Genomic DNA, 18967 nt, shown 5'->3' with positions numbered 1-18967 from the left:
ATTTATTTTAGAGTTAAGATTGTGTTCCCTGGATGGTACAGGCACCATTTACACGAACTGATTTCATGGTTGTCGATGAACTGCCAAACCAGTTAATGCCCATGGCTATGGTGTTAATACTTTGGTTATTAATATTATTTATAAGTTTATTGCTCAGACTGTTGCAAATTTCGAGCACCACTATATTTACTATGGTCTTCACTAAAAGGCCGGTAAACCACCAGTACCATGGGATAGACGCTTCGTGACTGGAAATAGGTTTAGGATCTGCTGTGAACTGCAGTTGCATATTATTGACTTTTGAATTGAGTGTGGGGCGGCTTTCAACCCTAAAGGTCATACTGATACCCGCTTTGAGATCGCAGTTTCCTATTAGATTTAATATTATCCCCTGATTCGTCATTGATGCAGTTAATTGTGCGACTTCGGGGTAATAATCTATCAGACCTACGGTTATCGGGTTTAGACTAAATGGTGACTTCAGTTGTATCTGATCTCCTGCGTTGTTTACTGATAGATCATTTAGTGACAAGTTTTTGCCGAATGAGCTTGCAAGAGCTGGTAATATTATATTTTTTAAGAAGAGATTGCCCGTAAAGGCGAAAGTGGCATTGTTTTCATTAGATGGGAGAATCTGTGCATCGTATTGTGGAATTTCCGCAATTGGCTGGTTATTCGTTAGCGACAAAATAATCAGATAGTCTTTACCCTGTAGCTGACTTGCATAACAATAAATCGAAGCAGTCGGTGCTAACCATGGAGTGCCCGAAGCTTCAGGCAAACCTAATTGTGCGAAAATATAATTCATTGGTTTAGCTGAGCTAACCATCATCTTCACAAAGCTATTCGCTAGGTCTTCCTGACCCGTAAGTCCGAGGGCAGCTATAATAGCAGCCGGCCCGCTGATCGCCAGGGGAGTGACAACATTTTTTTTAGGTGAATCCCCCAGGCGTCCGGCACTGTCGAAGGCAAAAATCAGTGAGTTCAGGTCTGCTGATGCCTGGGTAATGAAATTTAGTGATACGGCCAGTTTAATTGTTAAACCACTAATATCTATAGTTTGGTTCGAGGAACTGATTGTTCCGCTTTTGACAGGCAGAAAGACCGCGATAATATCTACGCTATCTGCGGAGCCTATCGACCATTGAGCCAGTTCACCTCTGCAAGAATAGGGTAAGATAATTCCTCCTCCTCCGCTGAATTGGAAATTGCTGAGGATCTGATTCCCATTTTTGCTTAAATCCTTGTTGATCTCCTCCAAAGAAATAACCGAAGCGGTGTCCCAATTGTATAGTGATATCATGTTTAAAAATTTAATAAATTAACATTATTCATTGTTACTTATTAAATTTACGTTGATATAACTTGCATTGAAACAGTGTATTGACCTGAATTTCGATGCAGGCATTTTCGCCTGTGATAGTATGTGAAATTTTGATAAGCTGTACTATATTTAATCTCTGGATAGCATCTGCCTCACAGTTTGATATTTATTCCTTGCAGAGCGGTATGTCTATCAATGATTTGAGGTAATAACACCGCTTAACTAATTATTCCGTATCTATGTAATCAGCCTTTTACCACTGGCAAATGCCATATCTTAGTATTAAACAGGTTGATTGATAACAATATAAACAATGAATAATTCCGACTTTACACAGCAGACAATCCTGGAAGATGAAACAGCTTTGCTTCGTCCCTTACAAATAACCGATGTGGAGCATCTTAAACCATTTTCGCTGACAGAGCCGGATTTATGGAAATATTCTATGGTGCAGGCGATCGGTGAGGAGGGGCTGAAAGATTATATTGCAGCAGCAATTCTGGGCAGAGAGGAGCAGAGGGAATATCCTTTTATTGTTTTCGATAAACGAACCGGCAGTTATGCAGGATGTACCCGCTTTTATGATATACAGCCTGCAAACAGCTCCCTTCAGTTAGGGTATACCTGGTACGGGAAGGGGTTTCAGGGAACAGGTCTCAATAAACATTGTAAGTTCCTGCTGCTGGAATTTGCTTTTGAGCATTTAGACATGGAAAGGGTAGAATTCCGTGCCGATAATGATAACAAACGGAGTATTGCCGCCATGAAAAGTCTCGGTTGTACAGTAGAAGGAATTCTTCGCAGCAATGGTGTGCGTAAAGACGGTTCAAGGAGAGATAGTATTGTCTTAAGCATACTTAAAGAGGAATGGGAAAATGAGGTGAAGGAAAACCTGCGCAGCAAACTAATATGAACCAACTTCAATTCAACGCGAATAACGTTAAACTGAAGTTGTAGCGCTAAATCGTATCACAATAGGTTTCACTATTTGGATTAATTATATATAAGCATATCTTTGCCGCTCAACTTCTATATAATTTGTCAGATCCGACTTCATATCATCAGGGAAAACTAATCAAAATCGATGAAAATAGCTTTTTTCAGTTGTATGAAACTTATTGGAAAAAACTCTACCAGGTTGCTTTAAAATACTTAGGTGATCATTATCGGGCGGAAGAAGTAGTGCAGGAAATTTTCACCTCCTTATGGCAACGGAAAGATACGTTGCTGCTTTCAGCAGATACCGTAGAAAATTATCTGATCAGGGCCGTGCGATTTAAGATTTCCAGAATCTACACTGATGAGATCCGTAAAACACAGAAATTAGATGAATTTAAACAGTTGCAACAGGAGGCAAGTAACCAGACCGAAAAGCAGGTGTTGTATAGTTTTTTGCAGGCCGATGTAGATAAGCTGGTTGATATGCTGCCAGACAGATGTAAGGGCGTTTACCTGTTGAGTCGTGTAAAGGGACTAAATAATAAGGAGATTGCTGTTGATTTGTTTATTTCTGAAAAGACCGTAGAGAACCAGCTCACCAAAGCGTTGAATTTCTTGCGGGGCCGGTTAAAAAAATATCCCAGAAATTAGGCATAGGGGAAAATACACAGTTATGATAATATATAGTTAAACCTTCCATGAATCCTAAATTATTAAAGAGATGTTTATCGGGCACGGCAACTGATGCAGAGCAGGAAATGTATCTGGAATGGATCAATGGTGAAGATATTGCAGCGGACTTTAATGATTTACCTGTCACGGAACAGCTAAAAAACCGATCCTGGGAAAAGATTTTACAGCAAAATAAACAATATGATCACAAACAGCGCAGGCGGAAGTGGATGTTAAACACCGGCATTGCTGCAAGTTTATTCCTTGTTGCATATTTTTCTTTTTTTGCCAAAACCAACGGTACCAGATTAAAGCACATGGAAGTATCACGATACAGCAAAAATGCGGTGTGCAGAGCCTATTCGTTTAACGGATTGACTGTGGAACTAGCCAAAGATAGTCAGGCAAGTTTAAAGCAGCAGCAGGATGCAGCTATAGATCTCAATTTTTCCGGCTCTGTATTATTAAAAAATACAGATGACCAGGACAAGTATCTTTATATTCAACCTAAAAAAGATACTGGCGATAGCGACAGAAAGGTATGTCTGCGGAAGGGCAGGTCTTATGTACTCAGTTATTTTAATGACAAGCAGGTAGAACTGATTGTGGTAGACAATCAGCATATGCTGAATATTCCACCTGCCTTAGCGATGAATATGAGGAAAAACTTTAATCTTTAAATTATTTAAAAATATTCTAAATAGCATAGGGGAAAATCGTCTGTCATGATAATTAGTATACAGAGCCACGCAACATCTGTATCTGCCTGGCCATACCCTTATGACAATTAAAACTACATTTAGCAAAATCAACGCCTGGCTGCACCTTTGGTTAGGGATTGCCTCTGGAATTATTGTTCTTGTTATCAGCATTACAGGCTGTATCCTTGTTTTTGAAACGGAGATTAAAGGAGTGCTGGATGCCAGGCTGAACGTTGTTGCACAGCATGAGAGCAAGATGCTGCCTCCATCTGCTATAGTTAGCGTGATTTCAGCAGCTATGCCAGGTAAAGAAGTACATTCTTTCTGGTACCACGGACTAAGCAAGACGGTGACTGTTACACTTGAGGATGATGTTACAATTTATGTAAATCCTTATACTGGTGTACTGATACCCCATAAAGATCATGATGAATTTTTTCATGTATTGAATGCCCTGCATAGGAATCTGATGCTGGGAGGTGATATAGGTAAGCCAATTGTGGGTTGGGCTACCTTCATCTTTTTCTTCCTGCTGATCAGTGGAATGATTCTCTGGTGGCCGAAAAAATGGAACAGGAGTAACCGTGATAAAAGCTTTAAGATCAAATGGAAAGCAAAATTTAAGCGAATCAACTATGACCTGCATAATGTGCTTGGGTTTTATACGCTATTAATTGCACTGCTAATGGCTATGACCGGGCTGTGCATGAGTTTTTTATGGTTCTCGAAAAGTGTGTATTGGCTGACAGGCGGGGAAGGGGAAGCTGGCCGCAGGCGGCCAACAAAGGAGGTTATGGCACCAGCAACAGCACCTGCATTGGTTAATGCCGATAAGATCTGGTATAAGGTGCGTAGTGAAATCGCACTTCACAATAAAAATGATATCATTATTCATCCAGCAGAAAAGCCTGATGAATTGATTTATGCCTGCACGGATATGTTCGCCGGAACATGGAGGGATCTGTATTTCGAACCGGCCACCCTGCAATTAGCTAAACAAAGTGCGAAACGGATCGGTGACCTGCCTTTTCCGGATCAGGTTCGGAAGCTCAACTATACCTTGCATGTAGGGGCCTTTGGGGGACTCACGACTAAAATTATCTATTTCATCTGCAGCCTGGTCTGTGCAACGCTGCCGTTGACCGGTTTTTATATCTGGTGGGGCAAAAAAAGAAAGAAGAAAAGCCCAAAAACTCAACTCAATACCGTTTAGAATGATAAAAATATACCTAAGCCTGATCCTGCTGTTCCTTTCCTTATTTGCCGTTGCCCAGAAGACTGTTTCAGGTAAGGTTGTGGATGAAAAATCTCAAACGATCCCCTTTGCGTCAGTCACTATCCTTCGTCAGGCTGATTCCGTTAAAGCACATACTGCGATAACCGATACCGCCGGTAACTTTTCTATGCCAGGTGTAGGTACTGGAAATTATCTGGTGAAGATCAGTTATATTGGCTATAAGGATTATTATACAGCCGTAATTGCCCTTAACCAAAATCAGCAACCCTACCATTTAGGCGAAATCCGATTAAAAGCAGATAGTCGTGCACTGAACATGGTGACCATTAGTGTACAGCGCCCGGTTATTGAACAGACGCTGGACCGTACGATCATGAATATCGAGAAAAGTGTGCTTGCAGAGGGCAATACTGCGATGGAACTGCTGTCTAAAGCACCTGGCGTAACCTTGAGTGAAAGTGGTGAGGTTGCGCTCAAAGGCAGATCCGGAACTGCCGTTATGATCAACGGAAAACCGACCTATTTGTCCGGAGACCAGCTCGCGAACCTATTACGCGGCACCAGCTCTTCTGCTATTTCACGTATAGAAATCATGGCCAATCCACCGGCGCAATACGACGCTGCCGGGAGTGGTGGAATTGTGAACATCATCCTGAAAAAAAACACTTTATCAGGATTTAACGGGGTTGCGACCGGTACGATAGGGAGTGGACGAGGTTTACGTTATGGTGAAGGACTTAGTCTCAACTACAGAGGTGGGCATGTAAATCTATTTGGCAGTTATAATGCCAATAATCAGGATATTAAGACCAGCAGTGCCACTGAAAGACAGTTTTATGCGGGAAATAGCGGTCCGGTTAATACAGCCATCAGAGGAGTATATCTCCAAAGTATTTTTCAGGATATCAGTGAAGAAGCAAAATTACGTTCTCATAATTTTCGCGCAGGGGCAGACATCAATCTTAACGATCATCATACAATCGGCTTTCTCCTCAATGGTGCGATCGGTAAATATCCGACAACACAACCGGGAGCTAGTCGTGTGATCCGCAATGACGGTACACTGCTCCTTAATGCACCTACACTTACCAAGAATGAGGAAAATTGGGAAGATCTTTTGTATAACCTGAACTATGTGCTCCGCTTTAAAAAAGAGGGACATGAGCTTAAAGCAGATCTGGATTATGTATCACACTTCTCCCGCATGGAACAGCAACTGGATACCAGGTATCTGGATGCCATTGGAAATAACCTGAGCACATCTTCCGGTCGCCGTGGTAATATTCCCTCATATAATGATATTTATGCCGGAAAAGTAGACTATTCCCTGCCACTCACTAAGAAGTCTAAACTGGAAGCCGGATGGAAGGGCAGTGAAGTTCGCACAGAAAATAACCTGCAATACGATACCCTGCAGATCGGTCAGTATGTTGCCGATGCATCTGCCAGTAACCATTTTATTTATAAGGAGAAAATTCAGGCAGCATATATTAATTTTAATACTTCATTTGATCAATTTAGTCTGCAGGCGGGATTGAGAGCAGAATATACAAGAACAAAGGGAAGGCAGGTGACAACAGATTCGGCATTTAAACGTAATTATAGCGGTATTTTTCCAAGCCTTTATCTTACCCGTGATATCGATGAAAAACACCAGTTAAAGACGGGGTATAGTCGCAGGATCAAAAGACCCGGTTACTGGGATCTGAATCCTTTTCGTGTTTATGATGATCCTTTTACCTATTACGAAGGTAATCCTTATTTAAAACCAGCGATTGTGAATGCTTTTGAACTGAGTTATTCTTATCAGTCCCGCTACTTTACTACCCTCAGCTACAACCATACCGGGAATGTAATAGGGGCAAAGATCGGGCAGACAGGAAATGTTGTTTACCAGCGCCCGGACAATCTGGGTTCTTTTACTAATTTCGGTATTAGTTTTACAGCTGCGACCAATCTCTTTAAATGGTGGTCTGGCAGCCAGTTCCTCAACCTGTACCATAACAGGTATATCATCAGTAATAATCCTGGTGATTTCGTAAACAAAGCAAATACCCTGAGCTTTAATTCGCAGCATAGTTTTGCAATTGGTGATGGCTGGAAAGGCGAATTAACAGGTTTTTATACTACAAAAGAGATTGACGGGACTGTCACCACCAAAGCTTACAGTATGATCTCTGCCGGTGTTCAAAAAGAGATCCTGAGGCAAAAGGGAAATCTGAAACTGATGGCCAATGATATTTTCAGGGGTTACCAGATTCGTCAAACTACGAGTTACGGAAATATTATTACCTATAGTCGCAGGAATGCCGATAGCCGTTATGTGCAGTTATCTTTCAGTTATAAGTTTGGCAGCAGCAACAATGCTAATGTTGAACGCAAAACAGGATCTGAAGATTTGAAAGACAGGATCAAGTAAAACGCAGGTCGCTAAACAAATTTATCTTTTGATAGTTATAGTCGCATGAGTGTAACAGCAATTGATAATTACTTTTCAGGAACGAGCGGCTTACTGCTCCCTGTTCCTAATAAACTGCATTATCCTGAAGCCTTTAAAGACAAAAGCCGTTTATGTTATTATGGTTCACTAATGAACAGCATAGAGGTGAACAGTTCTTTTTACAAAATTCCCATGGCTACCACTGTTCGTAAATGGGCGCAGGAAGTACCAGAAGGGTTTAAATTTACCTTCAAACTATGGAAGGAGATTACTCACCAGAAAGGACTGGTCTTCAGTCCTGATGTTGTTAGGCTCTTTATGGAAACCATTGCACAAGCGGGTGACAAAAAAGGTTGTTTGCTTGTTCAGTTTCCACCCAGTGTGAAGATGGGCAACTTTAGACAGCTCGGGCAGCTGTTGCGGCAGATCAGGGAAAATGATACAGATTTTTCCTGGAAAACAGCAGTTGAATTCCGTCATCCATCCCTGTATCATCCCGATGTTTATGAGCTGTTGAACAATTATCAAATGGGACTGGTCATCCATGATAAACCACCCGCTCATACACCATTATCAGATTCGGAACTGGATTTCATCTATCTGCGCTTTCATGGACCTGACGGGAGTTACAGGGGAAGTTATGGTGACGATGTGCTCTTTGAATATTCGGAATATATTAAAGAATGGCTTTCGTTAGGGAAAACTGTGTTTGTATACTTCAATAATACTATGGGGGATGCTCTACTTAATCTGGAAACTCTTAAAAGATATGTTGAGGAGTATTAGTTAACTATTATTCGAACGAAAAAGATGTTCCAAAGTCAGCCCAGATCAACATGGCGACCAGTATTCAATTTTACAGAGTTTGCCTTTCAAAAAGTAGAAAATGTACTTGTCATCAGAATTTTCCTGTAGATCTATACTTGTGGTTTGCAGTTTAGGATTTCCTTTCGCTTTGATCAAATCTTCCGGAATTTCTTTTCCAGTATTTTTCCTGAAATCTGTTAGGCCTGTGAAGTGCATGAATTCCTCCTGTGTAGTCTCACTGGACAGTTTTTTGTCTTTATAATGAATGATGTATTTCATTCCCGGAGTAATCAACAAATCTTCCATTATATATGCACTTTTCTTATTACCGGTCCATTTCATCAACTTGTAGTCTAGCGTATAAAAGATTTCTCCCTGTTCATCTGATGATAAAAATCCGCATTCATAATGGGGCTTGTACTGCTGCGCCGGTTTTCCGAAAGCTTTGAGTATAGATGATCTGTCAGCAGTGAATTTAATCCCATTTACTGACAATTTGCCAAGCGCATTTGCCGGTTCTTTTTGAGCTAAGCATAAACCGGAGAAATTAATAAGTATGAAGATGGTAAATAGAAAGCGTTGCATATCTTTTGGTATAATTCTTCGAATATAGCTTTTTTAGCGATATTCTTTATTCTTAATATTTACTCCATTATTATAAGAGTTTCTTCTTCTGTCTCCCGTGCAAACACAATCAAAGAATAAAATCTTCAGCTACTAAAAGGTTATAAAAGTTGTGACAATGAGCGCGTATTGTTATATGGATTAATGTCTGTGTATTTATTTGTCATGACGTATACTTTAAAGGTAAATTTTACTCTTTGTAATAATGAACGGAATGAATAGACGATTAATGTTATAAATTAAATACATATTCGTGACATTAGTACTATTATTAACGCTCTCTCCAGATGAAAATTATAGTGTTTACCACTCATGCAGCGGTTTTACCGATAATTGATTATTTCCACTCTCAGGGATGGATTCATTTAGTTGTTACCACGGAAAAACTTGGTGGGAATAACCTGCAGATTGAAGATTTGTGCATTGATAGAGGTATTGACTACCTTAAGATTAATCGTTCGCAATTGCTTTCTACTGTTCAAGATCGTTTGTTAGCTATTCAGCCGGATATGATCATCATGCTGGGCTTTTCTTACCGTATTCCTCAAGAAATTTATAACATTCCATGCTTAGGTTTTTACAATGTCCATTTTAGTCTTTTGCCTGCATACAAGGGGGCAGATCCTATTTTCTGGCAAATGAAAAATGGAGAAACGATCGGTGGAATAACCATTCATGAAGTGAACGAGGATTTTGATTCTGGTAAAATAGTACTGCAACAGGCTATTCCTTTTATCCCTGGGGAGACTGCCGGTATTTGTAACGGGCGATATGCAGTACCAACCTTTCAGCTGGTGCAACAACTTATTGAAAAATTATTAAGTGCGGGTGAGACCGCAGATTTTCCAATAGACAGCACTTCTCATAACTCTATACCCGAAAGCTACTTCACTACACCTGTACCAGATGATTTTGCTATCAGATGGGACACCGATACGGCTTCGCAGATTGAGAATTTGGTCAACGCTTGTAATCCTTCAGTTGGTGGTGCGGTATCAGTTTTCAGACAGCAGATGGTGCGTATTCTTGAAGTATCTCCGGTTGACGGGGAGGGAGAGGTTGCTGTACCCGGTGGAACAGTGATTCATGCTGATGGTAGTGGTCTTTATGTGCAGTGTACAGATAGAAAAATACTCAGAATAAATATTATAAAAGTTAACGAGGGTTTTATGACGGGCTTTAAACTAGCTGCTTTAGGTGTAGTGAAGGGAGACCGCCTCGAGAGTACGGAAATTGATCAATTAATAAATATTATAAACTAAAATTTAAAAAATGGAAGGTTACATTGGTGAAATTAGAATGTTTGCCGGCAATTTTGCTCCTTATCAATGGGCTATTTGCGATGGCTCGTTGTTACCTATAGCTCAGAATAATGCTCTTTTTGCTGTGATAGGAACCACCTATGGAGGGAATGGCACAACCACATTCGCAGTGCCCGATATGAGAGGACGCGTACCTGTACATTGTGGTGCAGGCCCTGGATTAGCAAATGTTGTGTTAGGTGAGAAAGCTGGTAATGAATCTACTACACTTCTAGTTGCAAATATCCCAGCTCATACCCACACTTTAAATGGCGTGAATGTTCCAGCAGCGTCAGCGACTCCATCATCTGCTGTTATGCTTGCGACGACTCCCTTTTCACAGTATGTTACAGCTACGGCAAGTCCTGCACCTGTACAGGTACCGATGAATGTCGGGAGTATTGCTGCCAATACAACAACTAATATAGGGATGTCTGTAGTACAGCCTTTTACAGCTATATCTTTCATTATTGCATTGCAGGGAATATTTCCTTCACGAGATTAAAAAAATTAATATATGGAACCATATTTAGGAGAACTAAGAATATTTCCCTACAACTTTTCGCCAAGAGGTTGGATGATTTGTAGTGGCCAGATCTTATCAATTGCTCAAAACGCAGCGCTATTTAGCATACTTGGTACAACGTACGGAGGTAATGGGCAAACCACATTTTCATTGCCTGACCTGCGTGGCCGGGTGCCTATCCATATGGGAAATAATTCCCAGACTTATGTTTTAGGGGAAGTTGCCGGAACAACTTCAGTGACGCTCACTTCGGGGAATTTACCTCTACATAGCCATAACCTTATTGCAAATACAAATTCTGCGGATGTAATACCAGCCGCTGGAGCCATGCTAGCCAGTACTACTGCTTTACAGTACGGAGCCGCTGCCGGCAATACACCAGTGCCTATGGCCTTGGCTTCAATATCTGGTGGTCCCAATGGTGCATCACCTATAAGTATAGTACAACCTTACCTGGCATTTACAATTTGTATTGCCACTGAAGGAATATTTCCTTCACGTAATTAAATAAAGATTTAAAACAGACTTAAATAAGATAATCATGGATGCATATATAGGTGAAATAAGAATTTTTGCAGGCAACTTTGCGCCAAGAGGTTGGGAATTATGTAATGGGCAAACTATGGCGATTAGTCAGAATAGTGCCCTTTTTAGTATTTTAGGAGTGCAATATGGCGGAAATGGCACTACGACTTTCGGGCTTCCAAACCTGCAGGGGCAGACGGTAATGGGGGTTGGTCAGGGACCTGGTCTCAGTCAACGTAGTATAGGAGAAACCAGTAGAAATAGCTCGGTAACACTTATCGCAAATAATTTACCTCCTCACACACATTCACTCCTAGGGTCGTCATCTAATAACAATTCTGCGAGTGTATCAAATGCTTTTATGGGAAGTAACGTAGGACGGGCGGCAAAAAGATATATATTAAATCCTATAGGTATTGCAAATACTTCATTAGCTCCGGGGAGTATAGGCTGGAGTGGGCCATCAAGCCAGCCGGTCAATGTTATGCAGCCATACCTTACATTAAATTATATAATCTGTCGTGAAGGGTATTTTCCGTCCAGAAATTAAAATAGATTCTTTTAAAGGTTGTTGCTGATCCTGGTGTCGTTTTCTGCTATGTTCTCAAAAAAAAAATATGAAACAAAAAATTCTACTTCTTTTCCTGTTTTTACTCAGTACTTTAACTATTTTCGGCCAAACGGTAACGTTTCGCGATTGTGGTACATGGAGTGGAGATCCCATAAAAACCGTCAGCTTTACTCAAAATGGGTATGATGCAAATGGGCATCCAACATATAATATAGGTGTAGATGACTTATATACCTATAAATTGATATACTGTGAAGGCAATGCTTCATGGCAGATTTTGGGTGACCAGACTGCCAATTGTGGAAATGCTCCGTTATGGAGAAATGGGAGTACTCAATTATCACCGCCTGTAGTTGGAAATGGTAATTGGGAAGATCTGATTGGTTGTAATGGCGATAATACATTGATATTAGGTGTTGGCCCAGCTGTAACAACGGCAGTTGCAGCAATAATAACAGGAAGATCAGCAACACTTGGTGGAAACCTAACCAGTACAGGAACCGGAACGGTGACAGAGAAGGGAATAGTTTATGGATTAACGGCAAATACAATAGATAACAAAACTATTGTGACTGGTACAACAACCGGAGCTTTTACATCAGATATAGTTGGTTTAACCCCCTCTACAGATTATTATGTGCGTTCATATGCAATCAGTGAGATCGGTACGACCTATGGTGTTGAGAGAACTTTTAAGACTGCGGCTACATTTCCAGTAATCACAGCTGCAGGAACATTAACGGCAATGACGACCGCATACGGAACGGCATCTGCATCTCAGTCTTTTACCGTATCAGGAGCAGATATGAATGCAGGCGTATTGGTTACACCGCCATCCGGTTTTGAAGTGAGTTTAAACAATACGGCTTTTACGCCAACAGTAACTGTAGGTGCAGCGGGTAATTTTGCTGCAACTAATGTTTACATTAGGTTAGCTGCCACCGCAGCTGCAGGGAATTATACTACTTCTAACGTAGCTTTAACAAGCTCAGGAGCAACGACTAAAAATGTAGCTACTGCAGCAACAAATACAGTAAGCCAACTTCCTTTAACGATTACAGCTACAGGTCCGCCAAAAGCTTATGGTACTGCTTTAACCGCTGGTACCAGTACTACCAATTTTACTACGACCGGTACACTTGTTACCGGACAGACTGTAACTGGTATTACTTTAACACCAAACGCTGCGGGGCTTTCTGCTACAACAGCAGCAGGTGCAGCTTACTTGGTTACCCCATCCCTGGCAACAGGCGCCGGCGGATTTTTAGCCAGCAATTACAATATTACTTATACGCCATTCAATGGTACTGTTGGGCAAGCAGCATTAACCATTGCAGCTACAGGTCCTGCTAAAACTTACGGTACAGTGCTCATTGGGGGCACAAGTACAACTAACTTCACTGCGACTGGTAATCTCGCTACCGGACAAACAGTAACTGGTGTTACTTTAACACCTGATGCTGCTGGCCTTTCTGCTACCACTGCGGCAGGCGGAGCTTATACTGTTACCCCTTCACTAGCGACAGGTGCTGGTGGTTTCTTAGCCAGCAATTACAATATTACATATGCGCCATTTAATGGTACCGTTACGCAGGCTGCTTTAACTATTGCAGCTACCGGCCCGGCGAAATCTTATGGTACTGCTTTGACCGCTGGCACGAGTACAGACAACTTCACTGCAACAGGTGCACTATTGAGTGGTGAATCTGTTACGGGTGTTACTTTAACCCCAAACGCTGCAGGCCTTTCTGCTACAACAGCAGCGGGTGCAACTTATGTCGTTACACCTTCCCTCGCAACAGGCGCTGGCGGATTCTTAGCCAGCAATTACAATATTACTTATACACCATTTAATGGTACTGTTACTCAAGCAGCATTAACGATTGCAGCAACAGGTCCGGCTAAAACTTATGGAACTGCTTTAACTGCAGGTGCCAGCACAATTAATTTTACTGCTACAGGTGCGCTATTAAGTGGTGAAACCGTAACAGGTGTTACACTGACACCAAATGCTGCAGGCCTTTCTGCTACTACTGCGGCAGGTGGAGCTTATACTGTTACTCCATCCCTGGCAACAGGCGCCGGCGGATTCTTAGCCAGCAATTACAATATTACTTATACGCCATTTAATGGTACTGTTGCACAGGCAGCATTAACCATTGCAGCTACAGGTCCTGCTAAAATTTACGGTACGGTGCTAACTGCGGGCACAAGTACAACTAACTTTACTGCTACAGGTGCACTGGCTGGCGGACAAACTGTTACAGGCGTTACTTTAACACCGGATGCTGCTGGTCTTTCTGCTACAACAGCGGCAGGTGCTACTTACAGCGTTACACCATCACTCGCAACAGGAGCGGGTGGTTTCTTAGCGAGCAACTACAATATAACTTATACACCATATAATGGTACCGTTACACAGGCTGCTTTAACCATTGCAGCTACCGGTCCGGCGAAAGCTTATGGTTCTGCTTTAACAGCTGGTACAAGTACAAACAACTTTACTGCAACAGGTGCATTATTAATCGGCGAAACAGTAACAGGTGTTACGCTGACCCCAAATGCTGCAGGTCTTTCTGCTACAACAGCGGCAGGTGATGCCTATGTAGTTACTCCTTCGTTTGCAACAGGAACAGGTGGCTTCTTAGCCAGTAATTATAGTATTATTTATACACCATTTAATGGTATCGTTGCTAAGGCAGCATTAACCATAGCAGCAACAGGACCTGCTAAAACTTACGGTACGGCATTAATTGCAGGCACAAGCGCAACAAATTTTACTGCTACAGGTGCTTTATCAAGTGGTGAAACAGTAACAGGAGTTACACTGACACCAAATGCTGCAGGCCTTTCCGCTACTACTGCGGCGGGTGGAGCTTATACAGTTACTCCGTCTCTGGCAACAGGCACTGGCGGATTCCTGACTAGCAATTACAATATTACTTATACGCCGTTTAATAGTACTGTTGCGCAAGCAGCATTAACCATTGCAGCAACAGGTCCAGCTAAAACTTACGGTACCGTGCTAACTGCGGGCACCAGTACAACTAACTTCACTGCGACTGGTAATCTTGCTACCGGCCAGACGGTAACGGGAGTGACACTTACACCAGATGCAGCAGGGTTATCGGCTACAACAGCGGCAGGTGCTACTTATCTGGTTACACCTTCGCTGGCAACCGGAGCTGGTGGTTTCTTAGCCAGCAACTACAATATTACTTATACCGCATTCAATGGAACGGTTGCTCAGGCAGCTTTAACGATTGCAGCAACAGGTCCGGCTAAAACTTATGGAACGGCTTTAACCGCAGGTACAAGTACAACTAATTTTACTGCAAGTGGCTCATTATTGAGTGGGGAAATAGTAACAGGCGTGACATTAACGCCGAATGCTGCGGGTCTATCTACTACTACGTCAGCAGGTGCTAACTATGTAATTACCCCATCGCTGGCAACAGGAGCAGGTGGTTTCTCAGCCAGCAATTATAACATTACATATACTCCATTTAATGGTACGGTAGCACAGGCCACTTTGACTATTGCAGCTACCGGTCCGGCTAAAACTTATGGTACAGCGCTAACCGCAGGAACCAGCACAACTAACTTTACTGCAACAGGCGCATTGTTAAGCGGCGAAACGGTGACAGGTATAACGCTGACACCAAACGCTGCCGGTCTATCTGCTACTACAGCAGCAGGAGCAGCCTACGTGGTTACCCCATCACTGGCAACAGGAACAGGTGGTTTCATAGCCAGCAATTACAACATTACTTATTCATCATTTAACGGTACCGTTGCACAGGCAGCTTTGACAATCGCAGCCACGGGACCGGCTAAAACTTATGGTAGGTCTTTGACAACTGGTACAAGTACCACTGATTTTGCGGTGACGGGAACACTCGCTAACGGCCAGACGGTAACAGGAGTTACACTAACACCAAATGCGGCAGGTCTGTCTGCTACTACAGCAGCAGGGGTTACCTATGTAGTTACCCCATCGCTGGCAACCGGAGCTGGTGGTTTCCTTGCGGCTAATTACAATATTACTTACACACCATTTACTGGTACGGTTACTCAGGCAGCTTTAACTATTGCGGCTACAGGTCCTGCTAAAAATTATGGAACAGCTTTAACTGCAATAACCAACGCTACAAACTTCACCGTTACAGGAACAATGCCAACCGGACAAACAGTAACAGGTATCACCTTAACACCTGATGCCGCTGGTCTTTCTGCAAATACACCAGCAGGTGCGGCATATGTGGTTACGCCATCATCCGCCACAGGTACTGGTGGTTTCTTAGCAGCCAATTACAACATTACTTATACACCATTTAATGGTTTAGTAGGGCAGACTGCCTTAACAATTACAGCTACCGGACCTGTTAAAACTTACGGGGCAGCTTTAACTGTGGTTACAGGAGCGACTGATTTTACAGCAAGTGGTGCACTATTGAGTGGTGAAGCTGTTACGGGTGTAACATTGACACCGAACGCAGCTGGATTATCTGCTACTACAGCAACTGGTACTGCCTATGTAGTTACACCATCAGCAGCTACAGGGATTGGCGGCTTCTTGGCGGAAAATTATGCTGTTACTTATGTGCCATTTAATGGTACGGTAAGTCCGGCGTTGCTTACCGTTACCGCTACTGGTCCGGCCAAGACTTATGGTACGGCTTTGGTTTCAGCTGCAAGTACTACTAATTTTACTGTTACGGGTACATTATTTGCAGGACAAGCATTAACCAGTGTTACCTTAACGCCAAATGCAGCAGGTATTTCTACAACAACGGCGGCGGGGGCGGCATATACTGTAACGCCATCTGCTGCTACTGGCACGGGTGGTTTCTTAGCCAGCAATTATTCGATTGTCTATACACCGTTCACTGGTACTGTAGCACAATTGCCGCTAACCGTTACGGCTACTGGGCCGGCCAAAATTTATGGTACGGCATTAACAACAACAACCAGCACCGGCAATTTTACAGTTACGGATGGAACGCCTGTCGCCGGTCAGGCACTAACAAGTGTTACGCTAACACCAGATGCAGCGGGGCTTTCGGCAGCAACAGCAGCGGGCGCAGCTTATGTGGTAACACCTTCAGCAGCTACTGGTACGGGAGGATTTCTGGAAAGTAATTATGCAATTAATTATATTCCATTTAATGGTACAGTGGGTAAGGCGGCGTTGACTATTGCAGCTACTGGTCCTGCTAAAATTTACGGGACTGCACTAACAGCAGGAACAAATACGACTAACTTCACAGCCATTGGCACATTGTTAAGCGGACAATCGGTTACAGGTATTACTTTAACACCAGATGCAGCAGGTCTATCTGCTACTACAGCAGCGGGAACAGCTTATACAATTACTCCATCCCTTGCCACAGGCGATGGTGGCTTTCTGGAAAGCAATTACAATGTTACTTATACTCCATTTAACGGCACAGTTGGGAAAGCTGCTTTAGCTGTCGCAGCTACTGGTCCGGCTAAGGTTTACGGTACTGCTTTAACAGCGGGACCAAGCACGACTGACTTTACAGCTACTGGTGCACTAGCCACTGGCGAAACGGTAACTAGTGTTACTTTAACGCCAAATGCAGCAGGGCTTTCTGCTGCAACGGCAGCAGGAGCAACTTATGTGGTTACCCCATCAGCCGCTACCGGCTCCGGAGGTTTCTCAGCAGCCAACTACAACATCAGCTACGCACCATTCAGCGGTACGGTGACAAGGAACACCATTACTATTACCGCTACTGGTCCTGCTAAAGTTTACGGAACTGCTTTAACAACAGGTACAAGTACCACCAATTTTACCACCGCAGGAACACTTGCTGCTGGTCAGGCTATTACATCGGTTACCTTAACACCAGATGCAGCCGGCTTATCTGCCGCAACTGCGGCAGGGACAAGGTATCAGATTACGCCATCTGCGGCGATTGGTACCGGTGGTTTTGATGCCGCAAACTACAATATGGTTTACACTCCATTTAGTGGGACGGTAAGTAAAACACCAATCACCATTACTGCAAATACGGTTACAAAAACGTATGGTACGGTACTTACTGGCGGAGCGGCTAACACCAACTTTACCCTCAGTGGCGGTACATTGCAAAATGGCAATACCATTACGGGGGTAACGGTTAATTATACCGCAGGAAATACAGCTAATGCTACTGTCGGTACTTATGCTGCAGCGGTAACACCGTCGTTAGCCACAGGTGCCGGAGCTTTCAATGCAGCCAACTATCAGATCACTTACAATAACGGTGATGTGGTAGTCAATAAATCAGTATTAGGCGTTACTGCGGATGCGAAAACTAAAACTTTTGGCGCAGCAGATCCTGCTTTAACTTATAGCATTACATCAGGTGCACTGGTAGGAACTGACCAGATCAGTGGTACGCTGACAAGAACTGCAGGAGAGAATACTGGTGTTTATCCGATCGTGCAAAACACGCTTACTGCAGGCAGCAATTACACATTGAACTACACTGGTGCTAACTTATCAATTACTGCTGCGGCACAAACGATTACTTTTGCTGCATTAGCTACTAAATTGTCTACTGATGTTCCATTTACATTAATTGCTACGGCAAGTTCAGGATTAACTGTTACTTATTCAAGCAGTGACGCGACTGTTGCCAGGATTGTAAACGGTAACCAGGTTGAGATTGTTAAAGCAGGCACAGTGGTTATCACCGCAAGTCAGTCCGGAAATGCAAACTATTCAGCAGCAACGCCTGTTACGCAGAACCTTATCATACTGAACTCTCCACCGCCAGTTATAACTATTGTGAGCAGCAGAGGAAGCAGTCTGAGTAAAGGACAGACTGCGGTATTAACGGCTAGCGGCGCAGTAACTTATCAGTGGACAAACTCAAGCGGAATTATAGACGGTATAAATACTGCTGCTTTGACTGTGCGACCTTCGGTGACCACTACGTACACCGTAACAGGTGCCAATCAGTATGGAAGAACCAGTACTCAAAGTTTCACCATAGAAGTGCTGAATGATTATAAAGCACTAAATATTACCAACGTAATGACACCTAACGGTGATGGTGTGAATGACCGCTGGATAGTTGAAAATATTGACTTGTATCCAAACAATACCGTAAAAATTGTGGATCGTTCGGGTAGAATGGTTTACGAGAAAAAAGGCTATGATAATAGTTGGGATGCCATGTTCAGGGGCTACCAGCTCAGTGAGGGTACTTATTATTATCTGATTGATTTTGGACCTGGAATTGGTACCAGAAAAGGGTTTATCACCATTGTGAAACAGCAATAACAG

General features: G+C 42.8%; 13 protein-coding genes. 11 read left to right on the top strand and 2 right to left on the bottom strand.

The genetic code is table 11. The annotated features are described in order from the left end of the window. Positions 1-13: 13 nt before the first annotated feature. Entirely contained in the window at positions 14-1303 is a 1290-nt protein-coding gene (locus OQX62_RS15445; RefSeq protein ID WP_265832490.1) for a TULIP family P47-like protein, read from the bottom strand. A gap of 334 nt (positions 1304-1637) precedes the next feature. On the opposite strand from OQX62_RS15445, the gene OQX62_RS15440 reads away from it, so the two are divergent. From OQX62_RS15440 to OQX62_RS15415, 6 genes are all read left to right on the top strand, one after another. Continuing rightward, on the top strand, positions 1638-2237 hold the full coding sequence (locus OQX62_RS15440) for a GNAT family N-acetyltransferase (RefSeq protein WP_265832489.1): 600 nt from the start codon (positions 1638-1640) through the stop codon (positions 2235-2237). Between the two features lie 125 nt (positions 2238-2362). Further along, on the top strand, positions 2363-2914 hold the full coding sequence (locus OQX62_RS15435; RefSeq protein WP_265832487.1) for an RNA polymerase sigma-70 factor: 552 nt from the start codon (positions 2363-2365) through the stop codon (positions 2912-2914). Positions 2915-2961: 47 nt separating this feature from the next. After that, a complete protein-coding gene (locus tag OQX62_RS15430; protein ID WP_265832486.1) occupies positions 2962-3615 on the top strand; it encodes a hypothetical protein in 654 nt (217 codons plus the stop codon). A gap of 100 nt (positions 3616-3715) precedes the next feature. Beyond that, on the top strand, positions 3716-4849 hold the full coding sequence (locus OQX62_RS15425; protein WP_265832485.1) for a PepSY-associated TM helix domain-containing protein: 1134 nt from the start codon (positions 3716-3718) through the stop codon (positions 4847-4849). 1 nt (position 4850) lies between these two features. Beyond that, on the top strand, positions 4851-7292 hold the full coding sequence (locus tag OQX62_RS15420) for a TonB-dependent receptor domain-containing protein (protein ID WP_265832484.1): 2442 nt from the start codon (positions 4851-4853) through the stop codon (positions 7290-7292). 45 nt (positions 7293-7337) lie between these two features. Beyond that, on the top strand, positions 7338-8099 hold the full coding sequence (locus tag OQX62_RS15415; RefSeq protein WP_265832483.1) for a DUF72 domain-containing protein: 762 nt from the start codon (positions 7338-7340) through the stop codon (positions 8097-8099). A 45-nt stretch (positions 8100-8144) separates the two neighbouring features. On the opposite strand, the gene OQX62_RS15410 is transcribed toward OQX62_RS15415, so the two are convergent. Beyond that, positions 8145-8705, bottom strand: a complete 561-nt coding sequence (locus tag OQX62_RS15410) for a hypothetical protein (RefSeq protein WP_265832482.1) — start codon at positions 8703-8705, stop codon at positions 8145-8147. Between the two features lie 326 nt (positions 8706-9031). Here OQX62_RS15410 and OQX62_RS15405 point away from each other — a divergent pair, with 326 nt between their 5' ends. From OQX62_RS15405 to OQX62_RS15385, 5 genes are all read left to right on the top strand, one after another. After that, the gene (locus OQX62_RS15405; RefSeq protein WP_265832481.1) at positions 9032-10006 is read left to right on the top strand and encodes a methionyl-tRNA formyltransferase; all 975 of its coding nucleotides are present in this window, start codon (positions 9032-9034) and stop codon (positions 10004-10006) included. Positions 10007-10016: 10 nt separating this feature from the next. After that, a complete protein-coding gene (locus OQX62_RS15400) occupies positions 10017-10550 on the top strand; it encodes a phage tail protein (RefSeq protein ID WP_265832480.1) in 534 nt (177 codons plus the stop codon). Between the two features lie 12 nt (positions 10551-10562). Beyond that, positions 10563-11078, top strand: coding sequence for a phage tail protein (locus OQX62_RS15395; protein WP_265832478.1), 516 nt, complete (start codon positions 10563-10565; stop codon positions 11076-11078). A gap of 34 nt (positions 11079-11112) precedes the next feature. Continuing rightward, the gene (locus OQX62_RS15390; RefSeq protein ID WP_265832476.1) at positions 11113-11646 is read left to right on the top strand and encodes a phage tail protein; all 534 of its coding nucleotides are present in this window, start codon (positions 11113-11115) and stop codon (positions 11644-11646) included. 67 nt (positions 11647-11713) lie between these two features. Continuing rightward, complete coding sequence (locus tag OQX62_RS15385) at positions 11714-18964, top strand: MBG domain-containing protein (protein ID WP_265832475.1); 7251 nt, start codon at positions 11714-11716, stop codon at positions 18962-18964. Positions 18965-18967: the final 3 nt, after the last annotated feature.

The organism is Pedobacter sp. MR2016-24 (assembly GCF_026239655.1).
In the GTDB taxonomy this organism is placed as follows: Bacteria; Bacteroidota; Bacteroidia; order Sphingobacteriales; family Sphingobacteriaceae; genus Pedobacter.
Note: the sequence above shows the minus strand (reverse complement) of the source record. Positions and strands in the feature narration are given on the sequence as shown.

Coding starts and splice junctions, on each gene's coding strand:
- OQX62_RS15445 (WP_265832490.1), bottom strand. CDS start 1,303: ATGATATCACTATACAATTGGGACACCGCTTCGGTTATTTCTTTGGAG.
- OQX62_RS15440 (WP_265832489.1), top strand. CDS start 1,638: ATGAATAATTCCGACTTTACACAGCAGACAATCCTGGAAGATGAAACA.
- OQX62_RS15430 (WP_265832486.1), top strand. CDS start 2,962: ATGAATCCTAAATTATTAAAGAGATGTTTATCGGGCACGGCAACTGAT.
- OQX62_RS15425 (WP_265832485.1), top strand. CDS start 3,716: ATGACAATTAAAACTACATTTAGCAAAATCAACGCCTGGCTGCACCTT.
- OQX62_RS15420 (WP_265832484.1), top strand. CDS start 4,851: ATGATAAAAATATACCTAAGCCTGATCCTGCTGTTCCTTTCCTTATTT.
- OQX62_RS15415 (WP_265832483.1), top strand. CDS start 7,338: ATGAGTGTAACAGCAATTGATAATTACTTTTCAGGAACGAGCGGCTTA.
- OQX62_RS15410 (WP_265832482.1), bottom strand. CDS start 8,705: ATGCAACGCTTTCTATTTACCATCTTCATACTTATTAATTTCTCCGGT.
- OQX62_RS15405 (WP_265832481.1), top strand. CDS start 9,032: ATGAAAATTATAGTGTTTACCACTCATGCAGCGGTTTTACCGATAATT.
- OQX62_RS15400 (WP_265832480.1), top strand. CDS start 10,017: ATGGAAGGTTACATTGGTGAAATTAGAATGTTTGCCGGCAATTTTGCT.
- OQX62_RS15395 (WP_265832478.1), top strand. CDS start 10,563: ATGGAACCATATTTAGGAGAACTAAGAATATTTCCCTACAACTTTTCG.
- OQX62_RS15390 (WP_265832476.1), top strand. CDS start 11,113: ATGGATGCATATATAGGTGAAATAAGAATTTTTGCAGGCAACTTTGCG.
- OQX62_RS15385 (WP_265832475.1), top strand. CDS start 11,714: ATGAAACAAAAAATTCTACTTCTTTTCCTGTTTTTACTCAGTACTTTA.